Here is a 25,999-nt window from a genome sequence, read left to right as displayed (position 1 = left end):
CGACGTTCCCAGGGTGACCTCGAGGACGCGCTGCCCTGAGCAGCCCCGACGCCGCGGCGCGCATCGGCCCGCATGGACGGCGAAGGGTTCAGGCCCGCCGGTCCCGGGCCACCCCCGTGGGCCTGCCCAGCGTTTCCCGCCAGCCTGGGACGTGCCCGGCCCCTGCTGACGGCCACGTGCCCGGTTCCGGACTCCCAGGTGCCGCGGGCCCGTGCCCGACGGTGTGTCCTGGCGGCGGGGGCTGTCCCGGCAGGGTGGCCATCCGCCACCCCTGGGCCCCGAGATGGACGACGGCCCGGATGCAGGCCACGGCGTCACGGTCAACATGGTGGGCACCGGTGCAGAGCCAAGCCGTACTCCGCTGCACCGATGCACCGATGCACCGATGGTGATGATGAGGCCCATCGCCGCAACCACCGGCCAGCCCTTTCTTCCTGACCGAGGAGCTGTCGACAGTGCGTGGCAGGTGCCCGTGCGGACGCGGCCACGGGCTCTCCGGAGGCCGGGCCGGCCCCGCCCCCTCGGACGGTGCAGAGGGGGCGGAGGGGGCCTCGTCCGGCGCCCACCGAAAGTGTCACCCTCACCTCGCCACGTGGACCGTCACAAGCGACGGCCCTGCTGGCCTGCACCCCGTGCGACTCCCCTGCCCGGTCTCTACGTGACGAGGCTCGTTCCGGCCGCTGAGAGCGGCGTAGGAGTCGCGGGCACGGGCATCAACGGGACGCGCGACGGGACGGCCCATTCAAGTGCCGCCGCGGCACGCAGACGTCGTCATGGGCAGCGCGGTGAGGCGCTCCTGGCGCGCCGCTGACTCTGCGCGGCGGTCGATGCCCGGGCCTACGGAGACCACGAGACAGCGGGACGGGCCACCAGGCGAACCCTTCACCCGGGCACCACGCTTGGCCCCCGAGCGGCGAGTAGGCCGGTCGCCGTGACCGGCCCCGCGGCGCAGGGGCTGGCCGCCGCGACGGCGGGCTGGCCGTACTCAGCTCCCAGGGAAACGCCGCAGGCCGGACCCCCGAGGGGTCCGGCCTGCGGCGTTCGACGACGGCCAGGTCAGTGGGCGTACTTGCCCCGAGAGAACTCGTAGACCCACCCGAAGGTGAAGTAGGCGGCGGCGACGATGCCGATGATGAAGACCCACCAGCCGACGGCCAGGCCGGTCACGATGATCGCGCAGCCCAGGCCGAGGCCCAGCGGCCACCAGCTCCAGGGAGCGAAGGTGCCGTAGGTGCCGGCGTACTCGACGATCTGACCGTCCTCGTCATCTGCAGGGCCGACGCCGTATTTGTGCTCGGCGGCCCGCAGGTACCAGGCGATCATCCAGGACATCGCGCTCAGGGCGTAGAGGGCCGGGATGCCAGCCCACTCAGTCCACTCGATCCAGAATCCGTACAGGGTGCCTGCGGCCACGAAGAACAGGCCGATCACCCAGAAGATGTTCGCTGCGACCTTCACCGGGACACCTTCTCTCCGAAGGCCTCAGACGTGTTCTGAGGCGAGTGCGGGAAGAGCTCCGGGTGGTGCAGATCCAGCGCCGGACGCTCGGAGCGGATGCGCGGCAGGGAGTGGAAGTTGTGCCGCGGCGGCGGGCACGAAGTGGTCCACTCGAGCGAGGCGCCGAAGCCCCACGGGTCGTCCACGGTGACCTTCTTGCCATAGCGCGAGGTGATGTAGACGTTCCAGAAGAACGGGATCAGCGACGCGCCGAGAACGAAGGAGAAGACCGAGGAGAACGCGTTCATCGCCTGGAAGCTGTCCTCCACCATGTAGTCCGCATAGCGGCGGGGCATGCCGATGACGCCGAGCCAGTGCTGGATCAGGAACGTGCCGTGGAAGCCCACGAACAGCAGCCAGAACTGGATCTTGCCGAGACGCTCGTTCAGCATCTTGCCGGTGAACTTGGGCCACCAGAAGAAGAAGCCGGCGAACATCGCGAACACCACGGTGCCGAAGATGACGTAGTGGAAGTGCGCCACGACGAAGTAGGTGTCGGACACCTGGAAGTCCAGGGGCGGCGACGCCAGGATGACGCCGGTCAGGCCACCGAACAGGAAGGTGACCATGAAGCCGAGCGTCCACAGCATCGGGGTCTCGAAGGTGATCGAACCGCGCCACATGGTGCCGATCCAGTTCACGAACTTCACGCCGGTCGGGACCGCGATGAGCATGGTCATCACGGAGAAGAACGGCAGGAGCACGGCGCCGGTCACGTACATGTGGTGCGCCCACACCGTCACGGAGAGCGCGGCGATCGCCGTCGTCGCGAACACGATGGACTTGTAGCCGAAGATCGGCTTGCGGGAGAACACCGGGATGATCTCCGACACGACGCCGAAGAACGGCAGGGCGATGATGTACACCTCGGGGTGGCCGAAGAACCAGAAGAGGTGCTGCCACAGGATGGCGCCGCCGTTCTCCGGGTTGAAGATGTGGCCGCCGAAGCGACGGTCCAGGCCCAGCGCGAAGAGCGCGGAGGCAAACGGCGGGAACGCCATCATGATCAGGATGCTGGTGATGAGCGTGTTCCAGGTGAAGATCGGCATGCGCCACATCGTCATGCCAGGAGCACGCATCGTCAGGATCGTGGTGATGAAGTTGACGCCGCCCATGATCGTGCCGAAGCCCTGGAGGACCAGACCGAACACCCAGAGGTCACCGCCGACGCCCGGCGAGAACGTGGTGTTGGAGAGCGGGGCGTAGGCGAACCAGCCGAACGAGGCCGCACCCTGCGGGGTGAGGAACCCGGCGGTCGCGATGAGGGAGCCGAACAGGAAGAACCAGAACGCCAAGGCGTTCAGACGCGGGAAGGACACGTCCGGAGCACCGATCTGCAGCGGCACCAGCACGTTGGCGAAGCCCGTGAAGAGCGGGGTCGCGAACATGAGCAGCATGAGCGTGCCGTGCATGGTGAACAGCTGGTTGTACTGCTCCTTCGTCTGCAGGATCTGCATGCCGGGCTCGAAGAGCTCCGCGCGGATCATGAGGGCCATGACGCCGCCGATGCAGAAGAAGACGAAGGACGTGATCAGGTACATGTACCCGAGCACCTTGTGGTCGGTCGTCGTCAGCCAGCTGACGACGATCTTGCCCAGCGAACGGGGCACCACACGAGGCTGCGCCTGTGAGCGCACCTCATCCGTTGCGTACTCGTAAGTGGTCATCAGTGGCTACCTCCACCGCGGGGGGTCTGGAGATCGCGCTCCATCGTCCCGGCGCCGTCAGGGTTGTTGTTGGGATTGCGGCTGTACTCGTCGCCCACCTGACCCGGCTCCATCTCCTCGAGGCGCTGGACGAACTCCGCCTCGTCGACGACCTCCACGTTGAAGAGCATCTCGGAGTGGGACTCGCCGCACAGCTCGGCGCACTTGCCGTCGTAGCTGCCCAGCTCCTGGGGGGTCAGGTACAGGTGGTTGGTCTTGCCGGGCACCATGTCGCGCTTCTGGAGGAACTGCGGGATCCAGAAGGAGTGGGCCACGTCACGGGACTTCAGCTCGAAGTGCACCGGCACGTCATTCGGCAGGTACAGGACCGGAAGGGTGTCACGCACGCCCTCGGTGCCGTCCAGCTGGGCCTGGATGCCGGAGTAGTAGGCCTCGATGACCTCGCCGTTCTCCTGCTCGTAGGAGTAGTTGAAGTCCCAGGACCACTGCTTGCCGTACACGGTGACGGTCAGCGGCGAGTCGTCCACGGGGCGGTCGACCTCGGTCTGGACGCGGTCGGTGAAGCCCCAGAAAGTGAAGACCATCAGGATCGGGATGGCCGTGAACATGGTCTCGAGCGGCACATTGTAGGCCGTCTGCTTCGGGAAGCCCTGGTTGTTCTTGCGGCGGCGGTACGCCACCATGCACCAGATCATGGCGCCCCAGGCCAGCAGGCCGACGACCATGGCCGCGATCCAGGAGTTCACCCACAGGTCGGTGAGCTGGGCGTTGTGGTTGGTGGTGTCCCGGGTGCCGGGGTACCAGCCGCGCTGGACCTCTGCCGAACAGCCGGTCAGCACCAGGAGCGCCGTGGTGCCCACGGCACCGGCGGTCCAGCGGCGGCGGGTCCGACGTCCGGCGTCATTCTGTGCTCTCACAGACGGCCTTCCTCTTCATCTCGTGTGCGAGGGGCGTCCCCGCTCCCCCGGCGATTCGGCGGCTTCTCGCAGCGTCCTCGCAGGGAGCACGGGTATGCCCTGATGATTCAGAGCCAGTCTAAGCCGAAACACGCGGATTCTCCGCACCGTGACACGTGCCGATCGTGTCTGGGAGTCGGGTCCGAGCATCCTGGGCGCGGTGCCCGGGCACGACGACGGCGGGCCGGCCGAGGCCGACCCGCCGGTTCGCGGTCCGTGGCGCTCCGGGCGCCCGCAGATCAGTGGAAGGAGTCGCCGCAGGCGCACGAGCCGCCTGCGTTGGGGTTGTCGATCGTGAAGCCCTGCTTCGAGATGGTGTCCTCGAAGTCGATGGTCGCGCCCATGAGGTAGGGCACGCTCATCTTGTCGACGATCACCTCGACCCCGTCGTAGTCACGGACGGTGTCGCCGTCGAGGACGCGCTCGTCGAAGTAGAGCTGGTAGATCAGGCCCGAGCAGCCGCCCGGCTGCACGGCGACGCGCAGCCGCAGGTCCGTGCGGCCCTCCTGCTCGAGCAGCGAGCGCACCTTGCCGGCCGCCACGTCGGTCAGCTCGACCTCGTGCGGGGGCAGGCCCTCGGCGTCCTGGGTCGCGCCGATCTCGACGCCGGTCTCCTCTGCGGACAGAGCCATCGTGACCTCCTCAGATCATGGGGCGCGGACGGGGCCGTCACGCGCGTGTGGTCTCCCGGGCAACACTAGCCGCCCACGGGGCATTCCCGGCCCGCCGCACCGACGGGCCGGGCGGCGCTCACGCCGAGAGCCGCGCGAGCCAGAGCGCCTCGGCCACGACGGCCCGCTGGAAGTCGTCGATGTGCAGCGACTCGTTGGCCGAGTGCGCCCGCGTGTCCGGGTCCTCCACGCCCGTGATGAGGAGGGTGGCCTCCGGGAAGACCTCGGCGAGGTCCGCGGTGAACGGGATGGAGCCGCCCATGCCGATCGCCCGGGGCTCGACGCCCCAGGCGTCCTCCAGGGCGGCCATCATCGCGGCCGCGGCGGGGGCCGAGGTGTCCGTCGTGAACGGCTGACCGAACTCCCCCGCGGTGACCGTGGTCTCCGCGCCGAGCACCGCCGCGGACTGCGCCTCCAGGTGGGTGCGCAGCGCCTCGAAGGCCTCCGCGGGCTCCATGCCGGGGCCCAGGCGCAGCGAGAACTTCGCGCGCGCCGCGGGCTGGATCGTGTTCGAGGACTCCGCGACCGAGGGCGCGTCGATCCCGATGATGCTCAGCGCGGGAGCGTTCCACAGCCGGTCCGCGACCGGGCCGCGGCCGGCCAGGGTCACCCCGTCCAGCACGCCCGCGTCCGCGCGGAAGACGTCCTCGGGGTAGTCCAGGCCCGCGGTCTGCCGCGGCTCGAGGCCGGGCACGGCGACCGCGCCGTCCGCGTCGTGGAGCGTGGCGATCAGCCGCGAGAGCAGGACGACGGCGTCCAGGACCGGCCCGCCGAACATGCCGGAGTGCACGGCGTGGTCGAGCACCCGGACGGTCACCGTGCCGTCCACCAGCCCGCGCAGGGAGGTGGTCAGCGCGGGCTCCCCCACGGCCCAGTTGGACGAGTCCGCGACCACGATCGCGTCGGCGTCGAGGCGCGCCCGGTGCTTCTCCAGGAAGGTGCGGAAGGTGGGCGAGCCGGCCTCCTCCTCGCCCTCGATGAAGACGCGGACGCCGACGCCGGCGTCGGGCAGGACGTCCCGCAGGGCGGCGAGGGCGGCGAGGTGGACCATGATGCCGGCCTTGTCGTCGGCGGCGCCGCGGCCGTACAGCCGCCCGCCGCGCTCGGTGGCCACGAGCGGCGGGGTGTCCCAGAGGTCCTCGTCCCCGAGCGGCTGCACGTCATGATGGGCATACAACAAGACGGTGGGCTTGTCGGAGGCGCCGGGCTTCTCGCCGATCACCGCCGGCCCGCCGGGCCGGTCGTCGTCGCGGGTCTCGGTCACGATCTCCACATCCTGCAGGCCCGCCTCGCGCAGCAGGCCCGCGACAGCCTCGGCGGACCGCTCGAGCTGGGTGCGGTCCGCGGAGTCCCAGGCGATGCCCGGGATCGCCACGAGGTCGGTGAGGGTCTGGAGGGTCGTCGGGAAACGGGCCTCGACGGCCTCACGGACGGCGGAGACGAGGGCCGCGTCCTGCGGCGCACGGGAGGTGATGTCAGTCATGACGGCCAGCGTAGACGGCGGCGGGGCCGAGGGTCGTGCCCCCGGCCGGGCCGGACGCGCCCCACCACTAGACTGGACGGGTGTTCAAGCGAGACAAGACCCCCGAGACCGCGCCCGCCCCCTCGACTCACGGCTCCTCGGCTGCTCCCGCCGAGGGCGCCGTGTCCGGGGCCGCGCCGCGCGACCGCTCGCAGGGCAAGAAGGGCCCGACTCCACGGCGCCGCGACCAGGAGGCCGCGCGCCGTCGCACCCTGGTCCCCGAAGATCGCAAGGCGGCCCGCAAGGCCGAGCGTCAGGCGATGGCCCAGGAGCGGATGCGCCAGCGCGCCGCGCTGGAGACCGGGGACGAGCGCGGCCTCCCGGCACGCGACAAGGGACCGCAGAAGCGCTGGGTCCGTGACTACGTGGACGCGCGCACCGGCATCGGCGAGTGGCTCATGCCCGTCGTCTTCGCCTACGTCCTGCTCATGTTCATCCCCGGCCGCGAGGCGCAGCTGATCCTGATGATCAGCCTGTACGTCCTCGTGGCCCTCGTGCTCATCGAGAGCTTCCTGGTCAGCCTGGCACATCAAGAAGGGCCTGACGGAGCGCTTCGGCACGCCGGAGCCCGGGACCGGCTTCTACGGCATCATGCGGGCCCTGCAGTTCCGCCGCCTGCGTCTGCCCAAGCCCCAGGTCAAGCGGGGCGAGTACCCCGCCTGACACGACACCGCGCCACGGCCCGGACCCCGGTGGGTCCGGGCCGTCGCGGCCCCGGCGAGCAGACCGTCAGCCCCGCAGGGACCGCGCCAGCCCGGCGGTGATCCGGCCGGCCCAGAACGGCCCCTCGTAGAGGAACGCGGTGTAGCCCTGGACGAGGTCCGCGCCCGCGTCGAGACGGGCCTGGACGTCGTCGGCGTCCGTCACCCCGCCCACGCTGACGACGGCGGTGCCCGTCGGCAGCGCCGTCCGCAGGACCTCCAGCACCCGCATCGACCGCTCCTGGAGCGGGGCGCCGGACAGGCCGCCCGCGCCCAGGGCGTCCACGTCGGCACGCGGGGTGCGCAGGCCCTCCCGGGAGACGGTCGTGTTGGTCGCGATGACGCCGTCGAGTCCGAGGCGCTCGGCGAGCGCCCCGACGGCGCGCACGTCGTCGTCCGCCAGGTCCGGGGCGATCTTCACGGTCAGCGGCACGCGACGGCCCGGGACCGCACGGTCGGCCTCCTCGCGCACCGCCGTGAGGATCGGCTCCAGCGCGTCGATCTCCTGCAGCTGGCGCAGCCCCGGCGTGTTCGGTGAGGACACGTTGACCGTCAGGTAGTCGGCGTGGGGCGCGAGCAGGCGGGTCGAGGCCCGGTAGTCGTCCGCCGCGTCCTCGAGCGGGACCACCTTGGTCTTGCCGATGTTCACGCCCAGGACCGGCCGGGCCGGGCCGAAGCGGCGCTCCAGCGTCTGCCGGGTCCGCACCAGGCGGGGGGCGACGGCCGCCGCGCCGTCGTTGTTGAAGCCCATGCGGTTGACCAGCGCCCGGTTGTCCACGAGACGGAACAGTCGGGGCTGCGGGTTGCCGGGCTGCGGCTGCGCCGTGATCGTGCCGACCTCGATGTGGCCGAACCCGAGGTCGGCCAGGGCGGCGGTCCCCCGGCCGTCCTTGTCGAACCCCGCGGCCAGGCCGAAGGGCGTCGGGAACCGCAGGCCCATGACCGTGCGCGCGAGCATCGGGTCCGGGCGGAAGGCGGCGCGCAGGGCGGCGGACGCCCCGGTGCGCTCGGCCAGCCGGATCGCGTCGAAGCCCCGATGATGCGCCCGCTCCGCGTCCATGCCGCCGAACACGGCACGGAAGAAGGGCGGGTACAGGCGAGGCGCGCGGGAGGTCAGGATGCCGTCGACGGCGGACTTGGGATCAGGCAGCTGCATGCCCCCATCCTCGCACGGGCCTCCCGCCTGCCCGGGGTCCTCCTACAGTGGTCGGATGGCCCGTGACCCGCTCCAGCCGCCGCCCCCGGACCCCTCCGCCCCGCACGGCGCACCCGCCGGCGGACCGACGGAGGAGGACACCCGCCCGTTCCTCGACGATCCGCCGGGCCTGGGCTGGGTCCCGGACGGGCTGCCGGGCTTCGAACGATGCACGCTCGGCCTCGACACCGATGAACAAGGACAGAACCTTGTCACAGTGGTGCGTCCGCGCACGGACTCCGCCCGTGACCCGGCCCGGCGGCCCATCCTTTCGGTGCACGGGTGGAGCGACTACTTCTACAACGCCCCGCTCGCCCGCGCGTTCGAGGCCGCCGGCTACGCGTTCCACGCCGTCGACCTCCGCCACTACGGCCGCTCGCTGCGCGCGGGGCAGACGCCCGGCTGGACGGACGACCTGGCCCGCTACGACGCGGACCTCGAGGCCGCGTTCGAGACCATCGCCCAGGACCACCCGCTGCCGCCCATCCTCATGGGCCACTCCACGGGCGGGCTGATCGCCGCGCTGTGGGCGGACCGGAATCCCGGCCGCCTCGCCGCGCTCGTGCTCAACAGCCCGTGGCTGGAGATGCAGGGCAGCGCGGGCGTGCGCCTGCTGGCGAAGTCCATCGTGGGGCCCGTCTCCGCCATGAAGCCCTACGCCATGCTCACGCTGCCGCGCATCGACCACTACTGGCGTACCCTCTCGGACCAGGCCGAGGGCGAATGGGACCTGCACCCGCTCTGGCGTCCCCCGCACGCGTTCGAGGTGCCGGCCGCCTGGCTGAGCGCGGTCCTCTCGGGGCACCGGGCCGTGGCCGGGCGGCTCGACGTCTCCGTGCCGATCCTCGTGCTCGTCTCCGCGCGCGGGCATCGGGGCACGTCCTACGGCGAGGCGATGCTGACCTCGGACATCGTCCTGGACCCCGACGCCATGGCCCGCCGCTCCCTGCGGCTCGGCGACCGGGTGACCGTCCACCGGCTCCCCGACGCGCTGCACGACGTGTTCGCCTCCCCCGCGTCGGTGCGCGAGGCGGCCGGTGCCGCGACGCTCACGTGGCTGGGGGCCTACGCGCCGCCGTCGGCGTCCGAGGCCGAGTCCGGCGCGCCGGACGACGGCGCCGGCTGAGGGGTGTCCACGGCGCCGCCGTAGCGGCGGTCCCGTCGGGCGTAGGTCTCGACGGCGGCCCACAGGGTCCGCCGGTCGACGTCCGGCCACAGCACGTCCAGGAACAGCAGCTCCGCGTAGGCGGACTGCCACAGCAGGTAGTTGGACAGGCGCTGCTCCCCCGAGGTCCGCAGGAACAGGTCCACGTCCGGGACGACGTCGACGTCCTGCCCCGTGCGGAAGCCGCGGTCGAGGTAGCGGGTGATGACATCCTCGCTGATCTCGCCCGGCCGCATCCGGCCGGCCCGGACCTCTTCGGCGATCGCCTGGACGCCGTCCAGGATCTCGGCGCGGCTGCCGTAGTTCACGCACATGTGCAGGGTGGTGCCGGTGTTGTGGCGCGTGAGCTCCTCGGCCTCCTGCAGCTCCCGGATCACGGGGGTCCAGAGGCGCGGGGCCCGCCCGTTCCACCGGATCCGCACGTTCCACGAGTGCAGGGTGTCCCGCTGCCGGCGCAGCACGTCCCGGGAGAAGCCCATGAGGAAGCGCACCTCCTCCGCCGAGCGCCGCCAGTTCTCCGTGGAGAACGCATACACGGACACGTGGCCGATCCCCAGCTCCACCGCCCCGGCGACGACGTCCAGCAGCGCCGCCTCGCCGGCCCGATGGCCCTCGGTGCGGGGCAGGCCGCGCTGGTTGGCCCACCGTCCGTTGCCGTCCATCACGATCGCCACGTGCCGAGGCACGAAACGCGGGTCGATCCGCGGGGCGACCGCACCCGAGGGGTGCGGCGGCGGGGGCTGCGGGGCACGGTCGGCGCTCATGGTCTCCTCTCGACGCGCGGGGCGGGGAGGCCGAGGTCCTGGTCCAGGACGGACAGGGACACCAGGCGCCGCTCGGCGTGGAACTGCAGGTACGCCGCCACGATACCGGCCGCCTCGCGGCGGGCGGGGGCCCCGGAGGCGTCCGCGGTGGCCCAGTCCCCCGCCGCGAGGGCCGAGAGCAGGTCGAAGGTCTCCGGGGCCGGGTGAGCGGCACCGGGTGGCCTGCATTCGGGGCAGACGGCCCCGCCGAGGCCCACGTGCAGCGCCGTGTGCGGGCCGGGGGCGCCGCAGCGGGCGCACCGGTCGAAGGTCGGGGCCCAGCCGGCCTGGGCGAGCGCCCGCAGCAGGAACGAGTGCAGGATCAGGCGCGGGTCGTGCGCACCGCGGGCCAGCGCGGCCAGCGCGCCGTGGAACAGGCGGTACTGGGCGCGCCGACCGTCGTCGTCCACCGCGGGGACCCGCTCGACGGCCTCGGCGAGGGCGCCGGCGACGGTGTAGGCGTCGTAGTCGGCGGCCAGCATCGTTGCGTACGGGTGCAGCAGCTGCGCCTGGCTCACGGTGTGCAGCTCCCCCCGGCCGCGCGCGAGCTGGAGCGTGGAGTGCATGAACGGCTCCACCACCGAGCCCAGCCGGGAGGAGGTCTTGCGCACCCCCTTGGCCACGGCCCGGACCAGGCCGTGCTCGGGGGTGAGCGCCTCGATGATGCGATCGGCCTCCCCCAGACGGTGGGTGCGAAGCACGATGGCCTCGGTGCGGAACGAGTTCGCCGCGTAGCCGCCGTGCCGCGCACCCCGCCGGGAGGAGCCGGAGCCGCTCACGCGCGCAGGGCGCGGTTCACCGCGGACACCACGGCCTTCAGCGAGGCGGTGGTGGTGTTGTGGTCCAGGCCGACGCCCCAGAGGACACGGTCGCCCACGGCCGCCTCCACGTAGGCGGCGGCCATGGCCGCGCCGCCCTCGGACAGTGCGTGCTCGGAGTAGTCGAGCACGCGGACGTCCACGCCCTCCTCGCCGAGGATGCGCAGGAACGCGTCGATCGGGCCGTTGCCCTGCGCCGTGCGGGTCTGCGTGACGCCGTCGACCTCGAGCTCGGCCTCCATCCGGAACGCGCCGTCCTCGCCGGAGGCCGAGGAGACCGAGCGGAGCCGGTAGCGGCCCCACTGCGCCTCCGCCGCGTCGGCGGGCAGATACTCGTCCTGGAACACGCGCCACAGGTCGGCGCCGGAGACCTCGCCGCCCTGGGCGTCGGCCAGATCCTGGATGACGTGGGAGAACTCGATCTGCGCGCGGCGCGGCAGGTCCAGGTTGTGCTCGGACTTGAGCAGGTAGGCGACGCCGCCCTTGCCGGACTGCGAGTTCACGCGGATGACGGCTTCGTACGAGCGGCCGATGTCCTTCGGGTCGATGGGCAGGTACGGCACGGCCCACGGGATGCCGTCCACGTCCGTGCCGGCCGCCTTCGCGTCGACCTCCATCGCCTCGAAGCCCTTCTTGATGGCGTCCTGGTGGGAGCCGGAGAAGGCCGTGAAGACGAGGTCGCCGCCCCAGGGCGAGCGCTCGGGCACGGCCAGCTGGTTGCAGTACTCGACCGTGCGCTTGATGTGGTCCATGTCGGAGAAGTCGATCATGGGGTCGATGCCCTGCGAGTACAGGTTCATGCCCAGCGTCACCAGGTCGACGTTGCCGGTGCGCTCGCCGTTGCCGAACAGGCACCCCTCGATGCGGTCCGCCCCGGCGAGGTAGCCCAGCTCGGCGGCGGCCACGCCCGTGCCGCGGTCGTTGTGCGGGTGCAGGGAGAGGATGAGCGAGTCGCGGTGCTCCAGGTTGCGGTGCATCCACTCGATCGAGTCGGCGTACACGTTCGGGGTCGACATCTCCACCGTCGCCGGCAGGTTCAGGATCATCTTGCGGTCGGTGGAGGCCTCCAGGACCGTGGCCACCTCGTCCGAGATGCGCCGGGCGAACTCGAGCTCGGTGCCCGTGTAGGACTCGGGCGAGTACTCGTAGGTGATCTGCGTGCCCTTGAGCTGCTCCTCGAACTTCTTCACCAGGCGCGCGCCGGAGGTCGCGATGTCCACGATCCCGTCCTCGTCCTGCCGGAACACCACGCGGCGCTGCAGCACCGACGTCGAGTTGTACAGGTGCACGATGGCCCGGTCGGCCCCCTCGAGCGCCTCGAAGGTGCGCTCGATCAGGTGCTCACGGGACTGGGTGAGGACCTGGATGGTGACGTCGTCCGGGATGTGGTCGCCCTCGATGAGCTGGCGGACGAAGTCGTAGTCGGTCTGCGAGGCGGACGGGAAGCCGACCTCGATCTCCTTGAAGCCCATGCCGACGAGCAGCTGGAACATGCGCAGCTTGCGCTCGGGGCCCATGGGGTCGATCAGGGCCTGGTTGCCGTCGCGCAGGTCCACGGCGCACCACAGCGGCGCCTTCTCGATGACCTTGTCCGGCCAGGTGCGGTCCGGCAGGGCGACCTCGATCTGGTCCTGGAACGGGACGTACTTGTGGAACTTCATCCCCGACGACTTCTGCAGGTGGGCGCTCATGCGTGTTCTCCCTCGACGTGCGCGCGGCGGGCGCGCGAAAGGTGGGTGGTCGGTGGCCGGACCGGGAGGTCAGGGACTCCGCACGGGGTGTCCGGTCCGGTGGGAGGCGTCCTGCCTCCGCGTGCGCTCAGGCGGCGTGGATCACGGCCTGGCACGGGGACCCCGTGCGGCCGGGAAGTAGCAGGCGGGCCGTGGCCGGCGCTGTCGTCGCGAGGCGGAGGGACATGCCCCCGACCCTAGCACCGAGGTGGGCCGGGCCACAGGAGGCCGTCCCCGTGTGACGCACGACGACGGCGGCCCGCTCCGGCGCATGCGCGCCCGGGCCGGGGCCTCCGGCTCAGAAGCCGAGTCGGCCGAGCTGTTTGGGGTCGCGCTGCCACTCCTTGGCGACCTTGACCCGCAGGTCCAGGTGCACCTTGGTGCCGAGCATGCGCTCGATGCCCGCCCGCGCCTGCGCGCCGATCTCACGCAGCCGGGAGCCGCCCTTGCCGATGATGATGCCCTTCTGGCTGTCCCGCTCGACGAAGACGTTCGCCCACACGTCCATGAGGGGCCGATCCGCGGGGCGGTCCTCGCGCAGGGACATCTCCTCGACCACCACGGCCACCGAGTGCGGCAGCTCGTCGCGCACGCCCTCCAGGGCCGCCTCCCGGATGAGCTCGGCGACCATGATCGCCTCCGGCTCGTCCGTGAGCTCGCCGTCGGGATACAGGGGCGGCCCGGCCGGCAGCAGGCCCGCGAAGACGCCCAGGACGTCGTCGACCTGGCGGCCGGCCACCGCCGAGACCGGCACGACGGCCGCGAAGCCCTCCCCGCCGTTCTCCGGCCCGAGGACCTCGTCGCCCAGCGCGGTCACGGCCACGAGCTGCGCCATGAGCTGCTCCGGGCCCACCTTGTCCGTCTTCGTCACCACGGCGACCACCGGGGTGCGGTGCAGGTAGGAGAGCTGCTGGGCGATGAACCGGTCGCCGGGACCGATCGCCTCGTCGGCCGGCAGGCACATGCCCACGGCGTCGACCTCGTTGAGCGTCTCCGCCACGAGGTCGTTGAGGCGCTCGCCGAGCAGGGTGCGGGGCCGGTGCAGGCCCGGCGTGTCCACGAGCACGAGCTGGAAGTCCTCGCGGTGGACGATTCCGCGGATGGTGTGGCGCGTGGTCTGGGGCTTGGAGGAGGTGATCGCCACCTTCTCCCCCACCAGCGCGTTGGTGAGCGTGGACTTGCCGGCGTTCGGCCGGCCCACGAGCGAGACGAAGCCGGAACGGAAGCCGTCCGCGGCGCGGGCCGGATCGACGAGATCGGTCATGGGGTCATCCTTGTCAGGCGGGGAGTGGGGTGGGGCGGCCGGCTCAGGCCACGGGGTCGGCGGGCTCGGCGCCGTGGGCCCGCTCCTCGCGCCGGCGCAGCCGCACCGGGCGGTCGGGGGTCTCGGAGACGCGCAGGCGCGCGACCCGGTTGCGGCGGGGCTCGAGGGTGTCCGCGACGAGCTCGATCCCCTGGACCACGACGCGCGAGCCCTGGATCGGGACGCGGCCGAGCTCCTTGGCGAGCAGGCCGCCGACCGTGTCGACGTCGTCGTCCTCGTCCTCCTCCGGCAGCTCGAACTCCTCCCGGAAGTCGTGGATGCCCATGCGCGCGTCGACGGAGTAGACGCCGGGCGCGACGAACTCCACCTCGGGGCGGTCCGGGCGGTCGTCCTCGTCGTAGATCTCGCCGACGATCTCCTCGATGAGGTCCTCGAGGGTCACGAGCCCCGCCGTGCCGCCGTACTCGTCCACCACCACGGCCACGTGGGTGGACTCGCGCTGCAGCTCCTGCAGGAGGGTCGCCACGGACTTCGACTCGGGGACGAAGCGGACGTCGCGCATGACCTCGGTGACGGGGGTGTCAGTCGCAGCGCCGTCGTGGTGCAGGGCGCGGGCGACGTCCTTGAGGTGCAGCATGCCCCGGATGTCGTCGGCGTCCTCGCCGATCACCGGGATGCGGGAGTTGCCGGAGCGCAGGAACAGGGCCATCGCCTGGCCGAGCGTGTGGTCGGCGTCGATGGTGACGACGTCGGTGCGCGGCACCATGACGGAGCGGACGATGGTGTCGTTCATGGAGAACACCGACTGGATCAGCTCCGCCTCGGAGTCCGCGAGCACATCCGCGTCGTGGGCGCGGGCGACGAACTCACGCAGGTGGCGCTCCTGGAAGTCGTCCTCGTCCTCCGGCTCGACCTCGCGACGGCGCCGGTCCCGGTCCAGTCGGGCGGCGAGCGGGCCCAGGGCCCGGCGGAGCACCCACACGAGCCCGCCCAGGCGGCGGGCGACGGCGGCCTCGTTGCGGGAGCCGATCGGCCGCGGGCTCCAGACGCCCAGCAGGGCGGCCACGCCCACGAGCACGACCGCGGCGATCGCCACGGCGAGCCACGTGTCGTCCACCACCGCGTCGGCGGCCGCGGTCAGGCAGACGGCGGACAGGGCCTCGGCCACGAAGCGCCAGACCCGCAGGGCCCCGAGGTGGCTCTCCCGCTCGCGGGCGATCTCCAGGACCTTGGAGCCGGGCTGCTCGCGGACGATGTCCTCCGCAGCCCGCCGGGAGAGGTAGGAGAACGCGGACTCGGCCAGGGACAGCGTCCAGGTCAGGCCGAGGAAGACCAGGAAGAGGGCGAAGAGGACGGCGGGTGTCAGCATGGGCGGTGCCCTCAATCCTCGACGGTGGGGGCCGGGGCGGGCCGGCCGAGGACCTCGGAGACGAGCCGATCCTGGAGCGTGAACATCTCCTCGCGCTCGGCGTCCTCGACGTGGTCGTACCCGAGCAGGTGGAGCATGCCGTGGGTGAGCAGCAGGAGCAGCTCGTCGTCACGGGAGTGCCCGCCGCGCGCCGCCTGCTCGGCGGCGACCTCGGGGCAGAGCACGACGTCGCCCAGCACGCCCTCGGCCGGCGCCTCGGGCGAGCCGGGGGTCAGCTCGTCCATGGGCAGGCTCATCACGTCGGTGGGCCCGGGCAGGTCCATCCACTCCTCGTGCAGCTCGGCCATGCGCGCGGCGTCCACGACGGTCACGGCCGTCTCGGCGCGCTCGTGGACGTGCAGGCGCGCGTAGACGTGCCGGGCCATGCGCAGCAGCGCGTCCTCGGGGACCTCGATCCCCGACTCGTTCAGGATCTCAACGGCCACGGCGGGCCCCTCCTCGCTTCTGGGACCGCTCCGCGGGGCCGCGGGCGGCGTCGTAGGCGTCCACGATGGCGCTCACCAGCGAGTGCCGGACCACGTCCGAGGAGTCGAAGCGGACCATCTCCAGTCCCTCGATCCCCTCGAGCACCTCGACGGCCTGGGCCAGGCCGGACTGGGTGCCGCGCGGCAGGTCCACCTGCGAGGTGTCGCCCGTGACGACCATGCGCGCACCGAAGCCGAGGCGGGTCAGGAACATCTTCATCTGCTCGCCGGTGGTGTTCTGGGCCTCGTCGAGGATCACGAACGCGTCGTTCAGGGTGCGGCCGCGCATGTACGCCAGCGGGGCGACCTCGATGGTCCCGGCCTCCATCAGCCGCGGGATCGACTCGGGCTCGATCATGTCGTGCAGCGCGTCGTACAGGGGGCGCAGGTACGGGTCGATCTTCTCGGAGAGCCCGCCGGGCAGGAAGCCGAGCCGTTCGCCGGCCTCGACGGCCGGGCGGGTGAGGATGATCCGGTTGACCTCCTTGGCCTGCAGCGCCTGCACCGCCTTGGCCATCGCCAGGTAGGTCTTGCCGGTGCCGGCCGGGCCGATGCCGAAGACGACGGTGGAGCGGTCGATCGCCTCCACGTAGTCCTGCTGGTGCAGGGTCTTCGCGCGGATGCGGCGGCCCCGGCCCGAGAGGATCGAGTCCAGGTGCAGCTGACCCGCGCCGCGCCCGGTGGCGGCGTCGCGGACGTGGTGGACGACCTGGCCCATCACCTCGGGGGTGACGGCCTGGTCGCGGCGGGCGATCGAGCGCAGGTCCTCGACGACGCGCCGCACCGTGGCCACCTCGGCCACCGGCCCGGCCAGGTCCAGCCGCTGGTCGCGGACCGTGACGTCCACGGTGGGGAACACGCCGCCGAGGATCCGCAGCAGGGCGTCCTGCGGTCCGAGCGTGCGGACCATGAGGTCGGCGGACTCGAACGCGACCCCCTCGTGCGCGGTGGCGGGCGGGGTCGGGGTCGTGGGGGGCACGGTCACGATGGGGCGGATCACCTCGGGGTCGCGGGGGCGGGACATCCCGACCAGTCTAGGCGTCGGCGCGCCGTCCTGCCGGGGCTCACCAGCGGCCGAGCCGGTGCTGGAGCACGGCGAGGGCGGCGGGGCCGGCCGTGGAGGCGCGCAGCACGTGCGGGCCGAGCCGCACCGGCACGGCCCCCGCGGCCACGCAGGCCTCGAGCTCGGCCGGGCCGATCCCGCCCTCGGGGCCCACGACGACGGCGATCTCGGCGGCCGCGGAGAGTCGCTCCGCGGGCACCGCGGACACCCCGTGCTCCGCGTCCTCGTGCAGCACGAGGACGAGCCGGCCGCCGTCGTCGTCCCGGGCCAGCCCGGCGACCGCCGTCCCGGAGACGTGGTCTCGGACCGCGGGCACCCGGGCGCGACGCGCCTGCTTGGCGGCCGCGCGGGCCGTGTCCGCCCACTTCTGGCGGGCCTTGGCGGCCTTGGGCCCCTTCCAGCGGACGATCGAGCGCTCCGCCTCCCAGGGCACCACGGCGTCCACGCCGAGCTCGACGGCGGCCTGGACCGCCATGAGGTCCCGGTCGCCCTTGGCGAGGGCCTGGACGAGCACGAGCGCCGGGGTGGGCGCCGGCTCCTCCGCCACCGCGACCAGCCGCACGGACACCCCGTCCGGGGCGGCCGCGAGCACGGTGCCGTGGCCGAGCGTGCCCGACCCGTCGGCCAGGAGCACGGCCTCCCCGGGGGCCAGGCGCATGGCCGCGGCGGCGTGGCGGGCCTCGGGGCCGCCGAAGACAACCTCCACGCCCGCGCTCGCGCCGGCCAGGGCGCCCGGCTCGAGGTGGAACAGGGGGGCGGTCACAGGTTCCTCAGGTTCTCCCGCAGCCGGGCGAACATGCCCCTGGCCTGGGGTGCGCCGTGCACGACCTCCTCGCCGCGCACCTCGGCCAGGCGCTCCAGGAGCTGGCGCTGCTCGTCGTCCAGGTCGGTGGGCGTGGTGACCACCACGTCCACCTTGAGGTCACCACGGCCCTGCCCGCGCAGGCGGCCGACGCCCAGGCCGTGGAGGACCTCGACGTGGCCGGACTGCACACCCGGGTCCAGGCTGACGGACTGCTTGCCGTCCAGGGTGTCCAGCGTGACGGTGGTGCCTAGGGCCGCGGCCGCCATGGGGACGGTCACGGTGGTGGCCAGGTGGTCGCCCTCGCGGCGGAAGGTCTCGTCCGGGCGGACCGCGATCTCCACGTAGAGGTCGCCGTTCGGGCCGCCGCCCGGGCCGGCCTCGCCGCGGCCGGCGAGGTGGATGCGGGTGCCGTCGTCCACGCCCGCGGGGATGCGCAGGGTCAGCGACGTCCGGGTGCGGACGCGGCCCTGCCCGTCGCACTCGTGGCAGGGCGTCGGGATGACGGTGCCGAACCCCTGGCAGGCGGGGCAGGCCTCGGTGGCCATGACGGTGCCCAGCAGCGACCGCACGGGGCGCTGGATCATGCCGTGGCCCTGACAGGTCTGGCAGGTCTCCGGCTGGGTGCCGGGCTCGCAGCACGAGCCCCCGCACCGCTCGCAGCGCACGGCCGTGTCCAGCTCAATGGTCTGCTCGCCGCCGAAGACCGCGTCGCGCAGGTCGATCCGCGCGATCACCAGCGCGTCCTGGCCGCGGCGGGCGCGGCTGGCGGGGCCACCGCGGCCGCCCTGGCCGGCCGCGTTCATGAAGGTCTCGAAGATGTCGGCGAAGCCCCCGAAGCCGCCCGCCCCACCGAAGCCGCCCGGGAAGCCGGCCTGGCCGTTCTCATTGCCCGTCGTGTCGTAGGCCCGACGCCGGTCCTCGTCCGAGAGCACCTCATAGGCGTGGGAGATGCGCTTGAACTGCTCGGCCGCCTCCGGGTCGGGGTTGACGTCCGGGTGGTGGGTGCGCGCGAGCTTGCGGTAGGCGCGGCGGATCTCCTCGGTGCTGGCGTCACGGCTGACGCCGAGCGTCTCGTAGTGGTCGGTCACGGTGGGGATTCCTCTCGGGGCGAGCGGGACGTGGGGCGGTGCGGGACGGGGCCCGCCAGGACGCGCGGAGGCACGTCAGGTGGTCAGGATGCGGGAGAGATAGCGGGCGATCGCCCGGACGGCGGCCATGGTGCCCGGATAGTCCATCCGGGTCGGACCGATGACGCCGAGCTTCGCCACGGCGCCGGGGCCGTAGGCGGCCGCGACCACCGAGGTGTCCGCGAGCGATCCGGCGTTCTCGGAGCCGATCCGCACGGACACCCCGTGGGCGTCCTGCTCCATCTCCGTGAGCAGGCGCAGCAGCACCACCTGCTCCTCGAGCGCCTCCAGGATCGGCCCGATGGACGCGCCGAAGTCCCCCGGGGAGCGGGCCAGGTTGGCGGTGCCGGCCAGGACGATGCGGTCCTGCCGGCCGGCCTCGAGCAGGTCCTGGACGGCCGCGGCCACGAGGGCCGCGGCCGGCCGGTGCTCCGGGCGGACCCGGGTGACGACGTCGTCCATCACGGCGGCCGCCTGCACCGGACCGAGCCCCAGCAGGGCGTCCAGCAGGAGGCCGCGGAGCACGGACAGCTCCGCCTCGTCGACCGGCCGGTCCAGGACGGCGTGCCGCTGGTCCACCCGTCCCGTGGACAGGATGAGGACCACGAGCAGGCGCGTGGGCGTGAGGGAGACCAGTTCGAGGTGGCGGATCGTGGAGCCGTCCTCGTGGGGGAACTGCGCGACGGCGACCTGCTGGGTCAGCTGGGCCAGGAGGCGCACCGTGGACTCCATCATGTGCTCGGTGTCCGTCTCCGGGTCCAGCAGGGTGCTCACGGCCCGGCGCTCGGCCGGGGACAGCGGCTTCACCTCGGAGAGGCGGTCGACGAACACGCGGTAGCCCTTGTCCGTGGGGACGCGCCCGGCGGAGGTGTGCGGGGCCACGATGAGGCCCTCCTCCTCGAGCGCCGCCATGTCGTTGCGCACGGTCGCGGAGGACACGCCCAGGGCGTGCCGTTCCACGAGCGCCTTGGAGCCCACGGGCTCGCGCAGCGCCACGTAGTCCTCCACGATCGCCTGGAGCACCTGCAGGCGGCGGGGCTGCTCCGACATCTCGGTCCTCCTCTGGTCCGTCGGGATCCGGGGCGACCCCGGAGGTGCCCCTGACTGGCACTCCGGCGGGTCAAGTGCCAATGCTACCGTCCGACCCGGGTGGACCACCCGACCGGTCCGCACGGCTTCGCTCACGGTGATCGCCCGGCCCCGTTGCTACCGTGCTCTCCCATGGACTGGAGCAGCTGGGGCCCCGCGGGCCACGACGACCTGACGCGCCGCCCCGCCCGGACCGTCCCCGATGTGCCCGCCGCCCCCGGCACGGTGGTCGAGGACGTGGCCTCCGGGTTCACCGGGGCCGTGATCGGCATCGAGCGCTCCGGCGGCGTGCACGTGGTGGTCCTGGAGGACCACCGCGGCGTGCGCCGCGGCTTCCCCCTCGGCGGCGGCTTCTGGATCGACGGCGAGCCCGTGACCCTGGTCCCCCCGACCGCCGCGGCCCCGGCGGCGCCGGCCCGCACCGCCTCCGGCTCGCGACGGGTCGAGGGGGCGCGCGCCCGCACCGCCCGCGCCTCACGCATCTGGGTGGAGGGCGTGCACGACGCCGAGCTGGTGGAGAAGGTGTGGGGCGAGGACCTGCGCCTCGAGGGCATCGTCGTGGAGCCCCTGCACGGCGTGGACGACCTCGCCGGGGCGATCCGCACGTTCGCCCCCGGCCCGCGGCGCCGGCTCGGGATCCTCGTGGACCACCTCGTCACCGGGTCCAAGGAGGAGCGCCTCGCGGCCGAGGCCATGCGCGTGCCGGGGGCCGCGGGCAACGTGCTCATCCTCGGCCACCCCTACGTGGACGTCTGGCAGGTCATCAAGCCCTCCGTCCTCGGCATCCCCGCGTGGCCCGTCGTGCCGAAGGGGCAGGACTGGAAGACGGGGATCCTGCGGGGACTGGGCTGGCCGCACGGGAGCAAGGAGGCCACGGGGCTGGGGTGGAAGCGGCTGCTCTCCCACGTCACCACGTACGCGGACCTCGAGCCGTCCCTGCTGGGCCGCGTGGAGGAGCTCATCGACTTCCTCACCGCAGCACCCGAGCACTGATCTCGGCGCGGCCCCCGCCCGCCCGCGCTATGCTGGCCCATGCCCTGCGCCCGGTCCCCGGCGCGCGGGTCCCGCGATCCAGGAGGAGCCCCTCGTGAACACCCGCGCGCAGCCCGACGCCGGCCGCACCGGCCACGGCCCGCCCGCCTGGCTCGTCTCGGCCGGCGGCCGCGGCGCCCCGCTCACGGCGAAGCAGGACCGTGACCGCGCGGCGCTGGCCCACCTCAGTCTGGCGTTCGGCGTGCTCGGCCCGCTGGTCGTGTGGCTGCTCTACCGCGACCGCGGCCCGTTCACCTCGCAGGAGTCGCGCGAGGCCCTGAACTTCTCCGGGCCGCCCACGCTCATCACGCTCCTGTTCTTCTTCCTGTCCCTGCTGCCGGTGGTCGGCCCGATCTTCGCGATCCTCGGCGCGCTCACGTGGGCCGCCATGGCGGTCTACGGCGTGATGGGCGCCTCGCACGTGTCCAAGGGCCGTCCGTTCCGGTACCCGTTCAACCTGCGCATCCTGCGCTGACCCGGGGCCGGCCGGTCAGAAGCCGGCCAGCGCCCGGACGATCGCGTCGTTGCGCAGCCGCCCCTCGAGCGTGGGGATGATGCGCCCGTCGACGGCGGCACGCCCGTCCAGCAGGCCCGCGGCGATGAGTTCGGCGATCGCCCCGCGGATCCGCGCGGCCTCCCCCGGCGTCTCCGAGACGAGCTCCGCGGTCGGGAGCCCGTCCACCGTGCGCACCGCGAGCATGATGCGCTCGAGTCGCCGCGCGTCGGCGTCGGGCCGCTCGCGGCCGACGGCGGGGGTGACCCCCGTGGCCAGCCGTTGCGCGTAGGCGGCGGGGTGCTTGGCGTTCCAGAACCGGACGCCGGCGAGGTGCGAGTGCGCTCCCGGGCCGATCCCCCACCAGTCCTGGTCCTCCCAGTACGCCACGTTGTGCCGCGCGCGGTGGACCCCGGAGCCCTGCGGGTCGCGCGCCCAGTTGGACACCTCGTACCAGCGGTAGCCGGCGGCGCCGAGCAGCTCCTCGGCGAGCAGGTACTTGTCCGCCTGGTCGTCGGGGTCCACGTCCGCCACCTCGCCGCGGGCCACCTGGGCCCCGAGCTTGGTGCCCTCCTCCACGATCAGCGAGTACGCGCTCACGTGGTCCGGGGCCAGGGCGACGGCGGCCTCGAGCGTGGCCCGCCAGTCGGCGAGGGACTCTCCCGCGGTCCCGTAGATCAGGTCCAGGGACACCTCCAGGCCGGCCTCGCGGGCCGCGGCGACGGCGGCGGGGACGGACTCGGGCCGATGGGTGCGCTCGAGCGTGGCGAGCACGTGCGGCACCGCGGACTGCATGCCCAGGGAGAGGCGGGTGAAGCCGCCGGCCGCGAGCTCACGGGCGTACTCCGGAGTGATGGTGTCCGGGTTGGCCTCGGTGGTGACCTCCGCGCCGGGCGCGATCCCGAACCGGTCCACCGCCGCCTGGAGGATGCGCACGAGGTCCGCGGCCGGCAGGAGCGTGGGCGTGCCGCCGCCGAAGAACACCGTGTGCAGCGGGCGGGCGGGCACGTCCGAGGACGCGAGCACGTCCGCGGCGAAGTCCAGCTCCGCGACCGCGGACTCCCAGTAGTCGCCGCGGCCGGCGCCGGGGCCGAGGTCCACGGCCGTGTACGTGTTGAAGTCGCAGTAGCCGCACCGCACGGTGCAGAAGGGCACGTGGACGTACAGGCTGAAGGTGCGCGCCGCGCCGTCCTCGGCCGCGCGCACCCGCTCGCCGACGGCGGCCGGCAGCCGGCCGTCGTCGGGCACGGGCGCACCCAGGGGCAGGGCGGGCACTTACTTCTTCGCAGCCGAGTCGGCGCCGGCGCCGTCGGAGGACAGGGCGGCGATGAACGCCTCCTGGGGCACCTCCACGCGGCCGACCATCTTCATGCGCTTCTTGCCCTCCTTCTGCTTCTCGAGCAGCTTGCGCTTGCGGGAGATGTCGCCGCCGTAGCACTTGGAGAGCACGTCCTTGCGGATCGCGCGGATGTTCTCGCGGGCGATGACGCGCGAGCCGATGGCGGCCTGGATCGGCACCTCGAACTGCTGGCGCGGGATGAGCTCCTTGAGCTTGCCCGTCATCATCACGCCGTAGGAGTAGGCGTTGTCCTTGTGGGTGATCGAGGAGAAGGCGTCCACCTGCTCGCCCTGCAGGAGGATGTCCACCTTGACGAGGTCCGCCACCTGGTCGCCGTCGGCCTTCCAGTCCAGCGAGGCGTAGCCCTTGGTGCGGGACTTGAGCTGGTCGAAGAAGTCGAACACGATCTCCGCGAGCGGGATCCAGTAGCGGATCTCCACGCGCTCCTCGGAGAGGTAGTCCATGCCGCGCAGGTTGCCGCGCTTGGCCTGGCACAGCTCCATGACGGCACCGATGAACTCGGCGGGCACGATGATCGTGGCCGAGGCCATGGGCTCGCGCACCTCGTGGATCTTGCCCTCGGGGAACTCGGAGGGGTTGGTCACGGTGACCACCTCGCGGTCCTCCCGGGTGACCTCGTAGACCACGTTGGGGGCGGTGGAGATCAAGTCCAGGTTGAACTCGCGCTCGAGGCGTTCGCGCACGATCTCCAGGTGCAGCAGGCCCAGGAAGCCCACGCGGAAGCCGAAGCCGAGCGCCACGGAGGTCTCGGGCTCGTAGACCAGCGCGGCGTCGTTGAGCTTGAGCTTGTCCAGGGCGTCACGCAGCACGGGGTAGTCCGAGCCGTCGATCGGGTACAGGCCGGAGAACACCATCGGCTTGGGGTCCTCGTAGCCGCCGAGCTCCTCCGCCGCCGGCTTGGCGTGATTGGTGACCGTGTCGCCCACCTTCGACTGGCGCACGTCCTTCACGCCGGTGATGAGGTAGCCCACCTCGCCCACGGCCAGGCCCTTCGTGGGCGTCGGCTCCGGGGAGGACACGCCGATCTCGAGGAGCTCGTGGGTGGCGCCCGTGGACATCATGCGGATCTTCTCGCGCGGGGAGAGCCGGCCGTCCACCACGCGGACGTAGGTGACCACGCCGCGGTAGGTGTCGTACACCGAGTCGAAGATCATGGCGCGCGCCGGGGCGTCCGCCTCGCCCTCGGGGGCGGGGATGGACCGGACCACACGGTCCAGCAGGTCCTCGACGCCGACGCCCGTCTTGCCGGACACGCGCAGCACGTCCTCGGGCTCGCAGCCGATCAGGGTCGCCAGCTCGGCCGCGTAGCGGTCCGGGTCCGCGGCGGGCAGGTCGATCTTGTTGAGCACGGGGATGATCTCCAGCTCGTGCTCCATGGCGAGGTAGAGGTTCGCCAGCGTCTGCGCCTCGATGCCCTGTGCGGCGTCCACGAGGAGGATGGCGCCCTCGCACGCGGCGAGCGAGCGGGAGACCTCGTAGGTGAAGTCCACGTGGCCGGGCGTGTCGATCATGTTCAGCGCGTAGTCCACGCCGTCCAGCTCCCACGGCATGCGCACGGCCTGCGACTTGATGGTGATGCCGCGCTCGCGCTCGATGTCCATGCGGTCCAGGTACTGGGCCTTCATGTCCCGCGGCTGCACCACGCCGGTGGCCTGCAGCATGCGGTCGGCCAGCGTGGACTTGCCGTGGTCGATGTGGGCGATGATGCAGAAGTTGCGGATCACCGAGGGCTCGGTGGCAGCGGGCACCGGGGGGTTCGACGCCAGGGGCGACACGGGCACTTCCTCTACGGGTGAAGGGATCAGGACTCTGACCGCCTAGTCTCTCATGGCCCCGACGGGGCCCGGCCCGGCGCCGCGGGCCCCGCGCGTCCACTAGATTCCCCTGCATGGCCTTCGACCTGAACCGCGCCCTCGCCCTCGGCCGCCGGGCGATCCGCCTGATCGGCTCCCTCCGCGACGACGACGCCCGCCGCTCCTGGACCGGCGACGCCGGCGGGCGGGGCTCCGGCGCCGCCCCGTTCCCCGGTCCTCCCGGCCCCGCCGGCCGCGCGTGGGACCCGAAGGAGCCGACCGACTCCTGGCCCTTCCCCGACCGGGGCCACGACGGCCGGCCCCGGGGCGGGCAGGACCGGACGCGGCCGGCGTCGGGCGCCACGGACCCGCAGGGCCGCGCCCTGCTGGCGGACTTCACCGGCATGGGCCGCGTGGAGTACGCGCCCGTGCCCGGTCCGGCGGCCGGTCCCGGCGAGATCGTGTGGACCTGGGTGCCGTACGAGGAGATGGACGGCCGCGGCAAGGACCGGCCCGTGCTGCTCGTGGGCCGCGACGGGGACCTGCTGCTGGGCCTGATGCTGACCAGCCGCGACCGCAACAACGCCCGCGTGCGCGACGAGGACTACGTGGACGTGGGCTCCGGCCCGTGGGACCGCGCCGGCCGCCCGTCCGAGGCCAAGCTGGACCGCGTGCTGCGCGTGGACCCCGCCGCGGTGCGCCGCGAGGGCGGCGTGCTGGCCCCGGCTGCCTTCGAGCGGGTCGGCGACGCGCTGGCCCGCGCCCAGGGCTGGCGCCGCTGATCCGGGCGCTGGCCCGCTGCGCTCCCGTTGCCCCCGCCGTCCCCGCGGCGACGGGTCCGGCCCTCCCGGCCGACACGGGGCCCGCCCGGTGACCGCGTGCCCGGCGACGCGGTGGTAGGATCGTGCGCATTGTGTCCGCCGGTCGACGGGCACCCCCGGAACGGGTCATCATCGGTGTTCCCCACGCCGCTCAGTCCACGGATCCGGGCACCCTCCACGACCCCCCTGTTCATGCGGCGCACGGACGTCTCGTCCGCGCCGCCGACGACGAAGGACCCGATTTGGCTAACATCAAGTCCCAGAAGAAGCGCATCCTCACCAACGAGAAGGCGCGCCAGCGCAACGTCGCGGTGAAGTCCGAGCTGAAGACCGCCATCCGCGCCGTGGACAAGGCCGTCGCCGCCGGCGAGGCCGAGGCCGCCGCCGCCGCCCTGCGCACCGCCTCCCGCAAGCTGGACAAGGCCGCCTCCAAGGGCGTCATCCACAAGAACCAGGCCGCGAACCGCAAGTCCGGCATCGCCGCCCGCGTGAAGGCCCTCCTCGGCTGATCCACGCCGCACGGCTGTGACCGCG

General features: G+C 72.7%; 23 protein-coding genes and 1 pseudogene. 6 read left to right on the top strand and 18 right to left on the bottom strand.

Features of this window, described 5'->3' with window-relative positions; translation table 11 throughout:
- Window positions 1–1,056: 1,056 nt before the first annotated feature.
- The 5 genes from SOY78_RS06485 to SOY78_RS06465 all read right to left on the bottom strand — a co-directional run bounded on the left by SOY78_RS06485 (window position 1,057) and on the right by SOY78_RS06465 (window position 6,274).
- The gene (locus SOY78_RS06485) at window positions 1,057–1,458 is read right to left on the bottom strand and encodes a cytochrome c oxidase subunit 4 (protein ID WP_036384748.1); all 402 of its coding nucleotides are present in this window, start codon (window positions 1,456–1,458) and stop codon (window positions 1,057–1,059) included.
- Window positions 1,455–3,164 carry a cytochrome c oxidase subunit I gene (gene ctaD / locus SOY78_RS06480; protein ID WP_052007134.1) on the bottom strand — a complete coding sequence of 570 codons (1,710 nt, stop codon included), beginning with the start codon at window positions 3,162–3,164 and terminating at the stop codon, window positions 1,455–1,457. The genes SOY78_RS06485 and ctaD overlap by 4 nt, the downstream gene beginning before the upstream one ends.
- Window positions 3,164–4,024, bottom strand: a complete 861-nt coding sequence (gene coxB, locus SOY78_RS06475; RefSeq protein ID WP_324701931.1) for a cytochrome c oxidase subunit II — start codon at window positions 4,022–4,024, stop codon at window positions 3,164–3,166. Before coxB ends, ctaD begins: the two co-directional genes overlap by 1 nt.
- A gap of 335 nt (window positions 4,025–4,359) precedes the next feature.
- Complete coding sequence (gene erpA / locus SOY78_RS06470) at window positions 4,360–4,752, bottom strand: iron-sulfur cluster insertion protein ErpA (protein WP_002854644.1); 393 nt, start codon at window positions 4,750–4,752, stop codon at window positions 4,360–4,362.
- Window positions 4,753–4,870: 118 nt separating this feature from the next.
- The gene (locus tag SOY78_RS06465) at window positions 4,871–6,274 is read right to left on the bottom strand and encodes a dipeptidase (protein WP_036384731.1); all 1,404 of its coding nucleotides are present in this window, start codon (window positions 6,272–6,274) and stop codon (window positions 4,871–4,873) included.
- Window positions 6,275–6,354: 80 nt separating this feature from the next.
- On the opposite strand from SOY78_RS06465, the pseudogene SOY78_RS06460 reads away from it, so the two are divergent.
- Window positions 6,355–6,976, top strand: a pseudogene (locus SOY78_RS06460) (DUF3043 domain-containing protein).
- A 66-nt stretch (window positions 6,977–7,042) separates the two neighbouring features.
- Here SOY78_RS06460 and SOY78_RS06450 read toward each other — a convergent pair.
- Window positions 7,043–8,170, bottom strand: a complete 1,128-nt coding sequence (locus SOY78_RS06450; RefSeq protein ID WP_324701317.1) for a quinone-dependent dihydroorotate dehydrogenase — start codon at window positions 8,168–8,170, stop codon at window positions 7,043–7,045.
- A gap of 55 nt (window positions 8,171–8,225) precedes the next feature.
- On the opposite strand from SOY78_RS06450, the gene SOY78_RS06445 reads away from it, so the two are divergent.
- On the top strand, window positions 8,226–9,335 hold the full coding sequence (locus SOY78_RS06445; protein WP_036384727.1) for an alpha/beta hydrolase: 1,110 nt from the start codon (window positions 8,226–8,228) through the stop codon (window positions 9,333–9,335).
- Here the strand turns inward: SOY78_RS06445 and SOY78_RS06440 are convergent.
- The 10 genes from SOY78_RS06440 to hrcA all read right to left on the bottom strand — a co-directional run bounded on the left by SOY78_RS06440 (window position 9,275) and on the right by hrcA (window position 19,927).
- Window positions 9,275–10,138 (bottom strand): isoprenyl transferase, encoded by an 864-nt coding sequence (locus SOY78_RS06440; RefSeq protein ID WP_237069128.1) that lies wholly within the window; start codon window positions 10,136–10,138, stop codon window positions 9,275–9,277. The two genes, SOY78_RS06445 and SOY78_RS06440, sit on opposite strands and share 61 nt — an antisense overlap.
- A complete protein-coding gene (gene recO, locus SOY78_RS06435) occupies window positions 10,135–10,956 on the bottom strand; it encodes a DNA repair protein RecO (protein WP_101967656.1) in 822 nt (273 codons plus the stop codon). Before recO ends, SOY78_RS06440 begins: the two co-directional genes overlap by 4 nt.
- Entirely contained in the window at window positions 10,953–12,686 is a 1,734-nt protein-coding gene (gene leuA / locus SOY78_RS06430; RefSeq protein WP_036384708.1) for a 2-isopropylmalate synthase, read from the bottom strand. Before leuA ends, recO begins: the two co-directional genes overlap by 4 nt.
- Before the next feature lie 337 nt (window positions 12,687–13,023).
- The gene (gene era / locus SOY78_RS06425; protein WP_036384707.1) at window positions 13,024–13,989 is read right to left on the bottom strand and encodes a GTPase Era; all 966 of its coding nucleotides are present in this window, start codon (window positions 13,987–13,989) and stop codon (window positions 13,024–13,026) included.
- Between the two features lie 43 nt (window positions 13,990–14,032).
- Window positions 14,033–15,358, bottom strand: coding sequence for a hemolysin family protein (locus SOY78_RS06420; protein WP_217564757.1), 1,326 nt, complete (start codon window positions 15,356–15,358; stop codon window positions 14,033–14,035).
- An 11-nt stretch (window positions 15,359–15,369) separates the two neighbouring features.
- Window positions 15,370–15,843 carry an rRNA maturation RNase YbeY gene (ybeY, locus tag SOY78_RS06415; protein ID WP_010078622.1) on the bottom strand — a complete coding sequence of 158 codons (474 nt, stop codon included), beginning with the start codon at window positions 15,841–15,843 and terminating at the stop codon, window positions 15,370–15,372.
- Complete coding sequence (locus tag SOY78_RS06410) at window positions 15,833–16,906, bottom strand: PhoH family protein (protein WP_036336560.1); 1,074 nt, start codon at window positions 16,904–16,906, stop codon at window positions 15,833–15,835. Before SOY78_RS06410 ends, ybeY begins: the two co-directional genes overlap by 11 nt.
- A 40-nt stretch (window positions 16,907–16,946) precedes the next feature.
- Window positions 16,947–17,708 carry a 16S rRNA (uracil(1498)-N(3))-methyltransferase gene (locus SOY78_RS06405; RefSeq protein WP_248086574.1) on the bottom strand — a complete coding sequence of 254 codons (762 nt, stop codon included), beginning with the start codon at window positions 17,706–17,708 and terminating at the stop codon, window positions 16,947–16,949.
- Complete coding sequence (gene dnaJ, locus SOY78_RS06400; protein ID WP_248086575.1) at window positions 17,705–18,838, bottom strand: molecular chaperone DnaJ; 1,134 nt, start codon at window positions 18,836–18,838, stop codon at window positions 17,705–17,707. The genes SOY78_RS06405 and dnaJ overlap by 4 nt, the downstream gene beginning before the upstream one ends.
- A gap of 75 nt (window positions 18,839–18,913) precedes the next feature.
- Window positions 18,914–19,927 carry a heat-inducible transcriptional repressor HrcA gene (gene hrcA / locus SOY78_RS06395; RefSeq protein WP_036336566.1) on the bottom strand — a complete coding sequence of 338 codons (1,014 nt, stop codon included), beginning with the start codon at window positions 19,925–19,927 and terminating at the stop codon, window positions 18,914–18,916.
- Between the two features lie 171 nt (window positions 19,928–20,098).
- Here hrcA and SOY78_RS06390 point away from each other — a divergent pair, with 171 nt between their 5' ends.
- Entirely contained in the window at window positions 20,099–20,959 is an 861-nt protein-coding gene (locus tag SOY78_RS06390) for a DUF3097 family protein (RefSeq protein WP_036336568.1), read from the top strand.
- A 94-nt stretch (window positions 20,960–21,053) separates the two neighbouring features.
- Window positions 21,054–21,473, top strand: coding sequence for a DUF4870 domain-containing protein (locus SOY78_RS06385; protein WP_002854682.1), 420 nt, complete (start codon window positions 21,054–21,056; stop codon window positions 21,471–21,473).
- Window positions 21,474–21,488: 15 nt separating this feature from the next.
- On the opposite strand, the gene hemW is transcribed toward SOY78_RS06385, so the two are convergent.
- Both hemW and lepA read right to left on the bottom strand, forming a co-directional pair.
- On the bottom strand, window positions 21,489–22,766 hold the full coding sequence (gene hemW / locus SOY78_RS06380; RefSeq protein ID WP_324701316.1) for a radical SAM family heme chaperone HemW: 1,278 nt from the start codon (window positions 22,764–22,766) through the stop codon (window positions 21,489–21,491).
- Complete coding sequence (gene lepA / locus SOY78_RS06375; protein ID WP_017489171.1) at window positions 22,767–24,626, bottom strand: translation elongation factor 4; 1,860 nt, start codon at window positions 24,624–24,626, stop codon at window positions 22,767–22,769.
- Between the two features lie 113 nt (window positions 24,627–24,739).
- Here lepA and SOY78_RS06370 point away from each other — a divergent pair, with 113 nt between their 5' ends.
- Entirely contained in the window at window positions 24,740–25,426 is a 687-nt protein-coding gene (locus tag SOY78_RS06370) for a type II toxin-antitoxin system PemK/MazF family toxin (protein ID WP_324701315.1), read from the top strand.
- A 281-nt stretch (window positions 25,427–25,707) separates the two neighbouring features.
- Window positions 25,708–25,974 carry a 30S ribosomal protein S20 gene (rpsT, locus tag SOY78_RS06365; RefSeq protein ID WP_002854699.1) on the top strand — a complete coding sequence of 89 codons (267 nt, stop codon included), beginning with the start codon at window positions 25,708–25,710 and terminating at the stop codon, window positions 25,972–25,974.
- Window positions 25,975–25,999: the final 25 nt, after the last annotated feature.

Origin of the sequence: Micrococcus sp. HOU01 (assembly GCF_035609305.1) — a bacterium.
GTDB lineage: Bacteria > Actinomycetota > Actinomycetes > Actinomycetales > Micrococcaceae > Micrococcus > Micrococcus luteus.
Note: the sequence above shows the minus strand (reverse complement) of the source record. Positions and strands in the feature narration are given on the sequence as shown.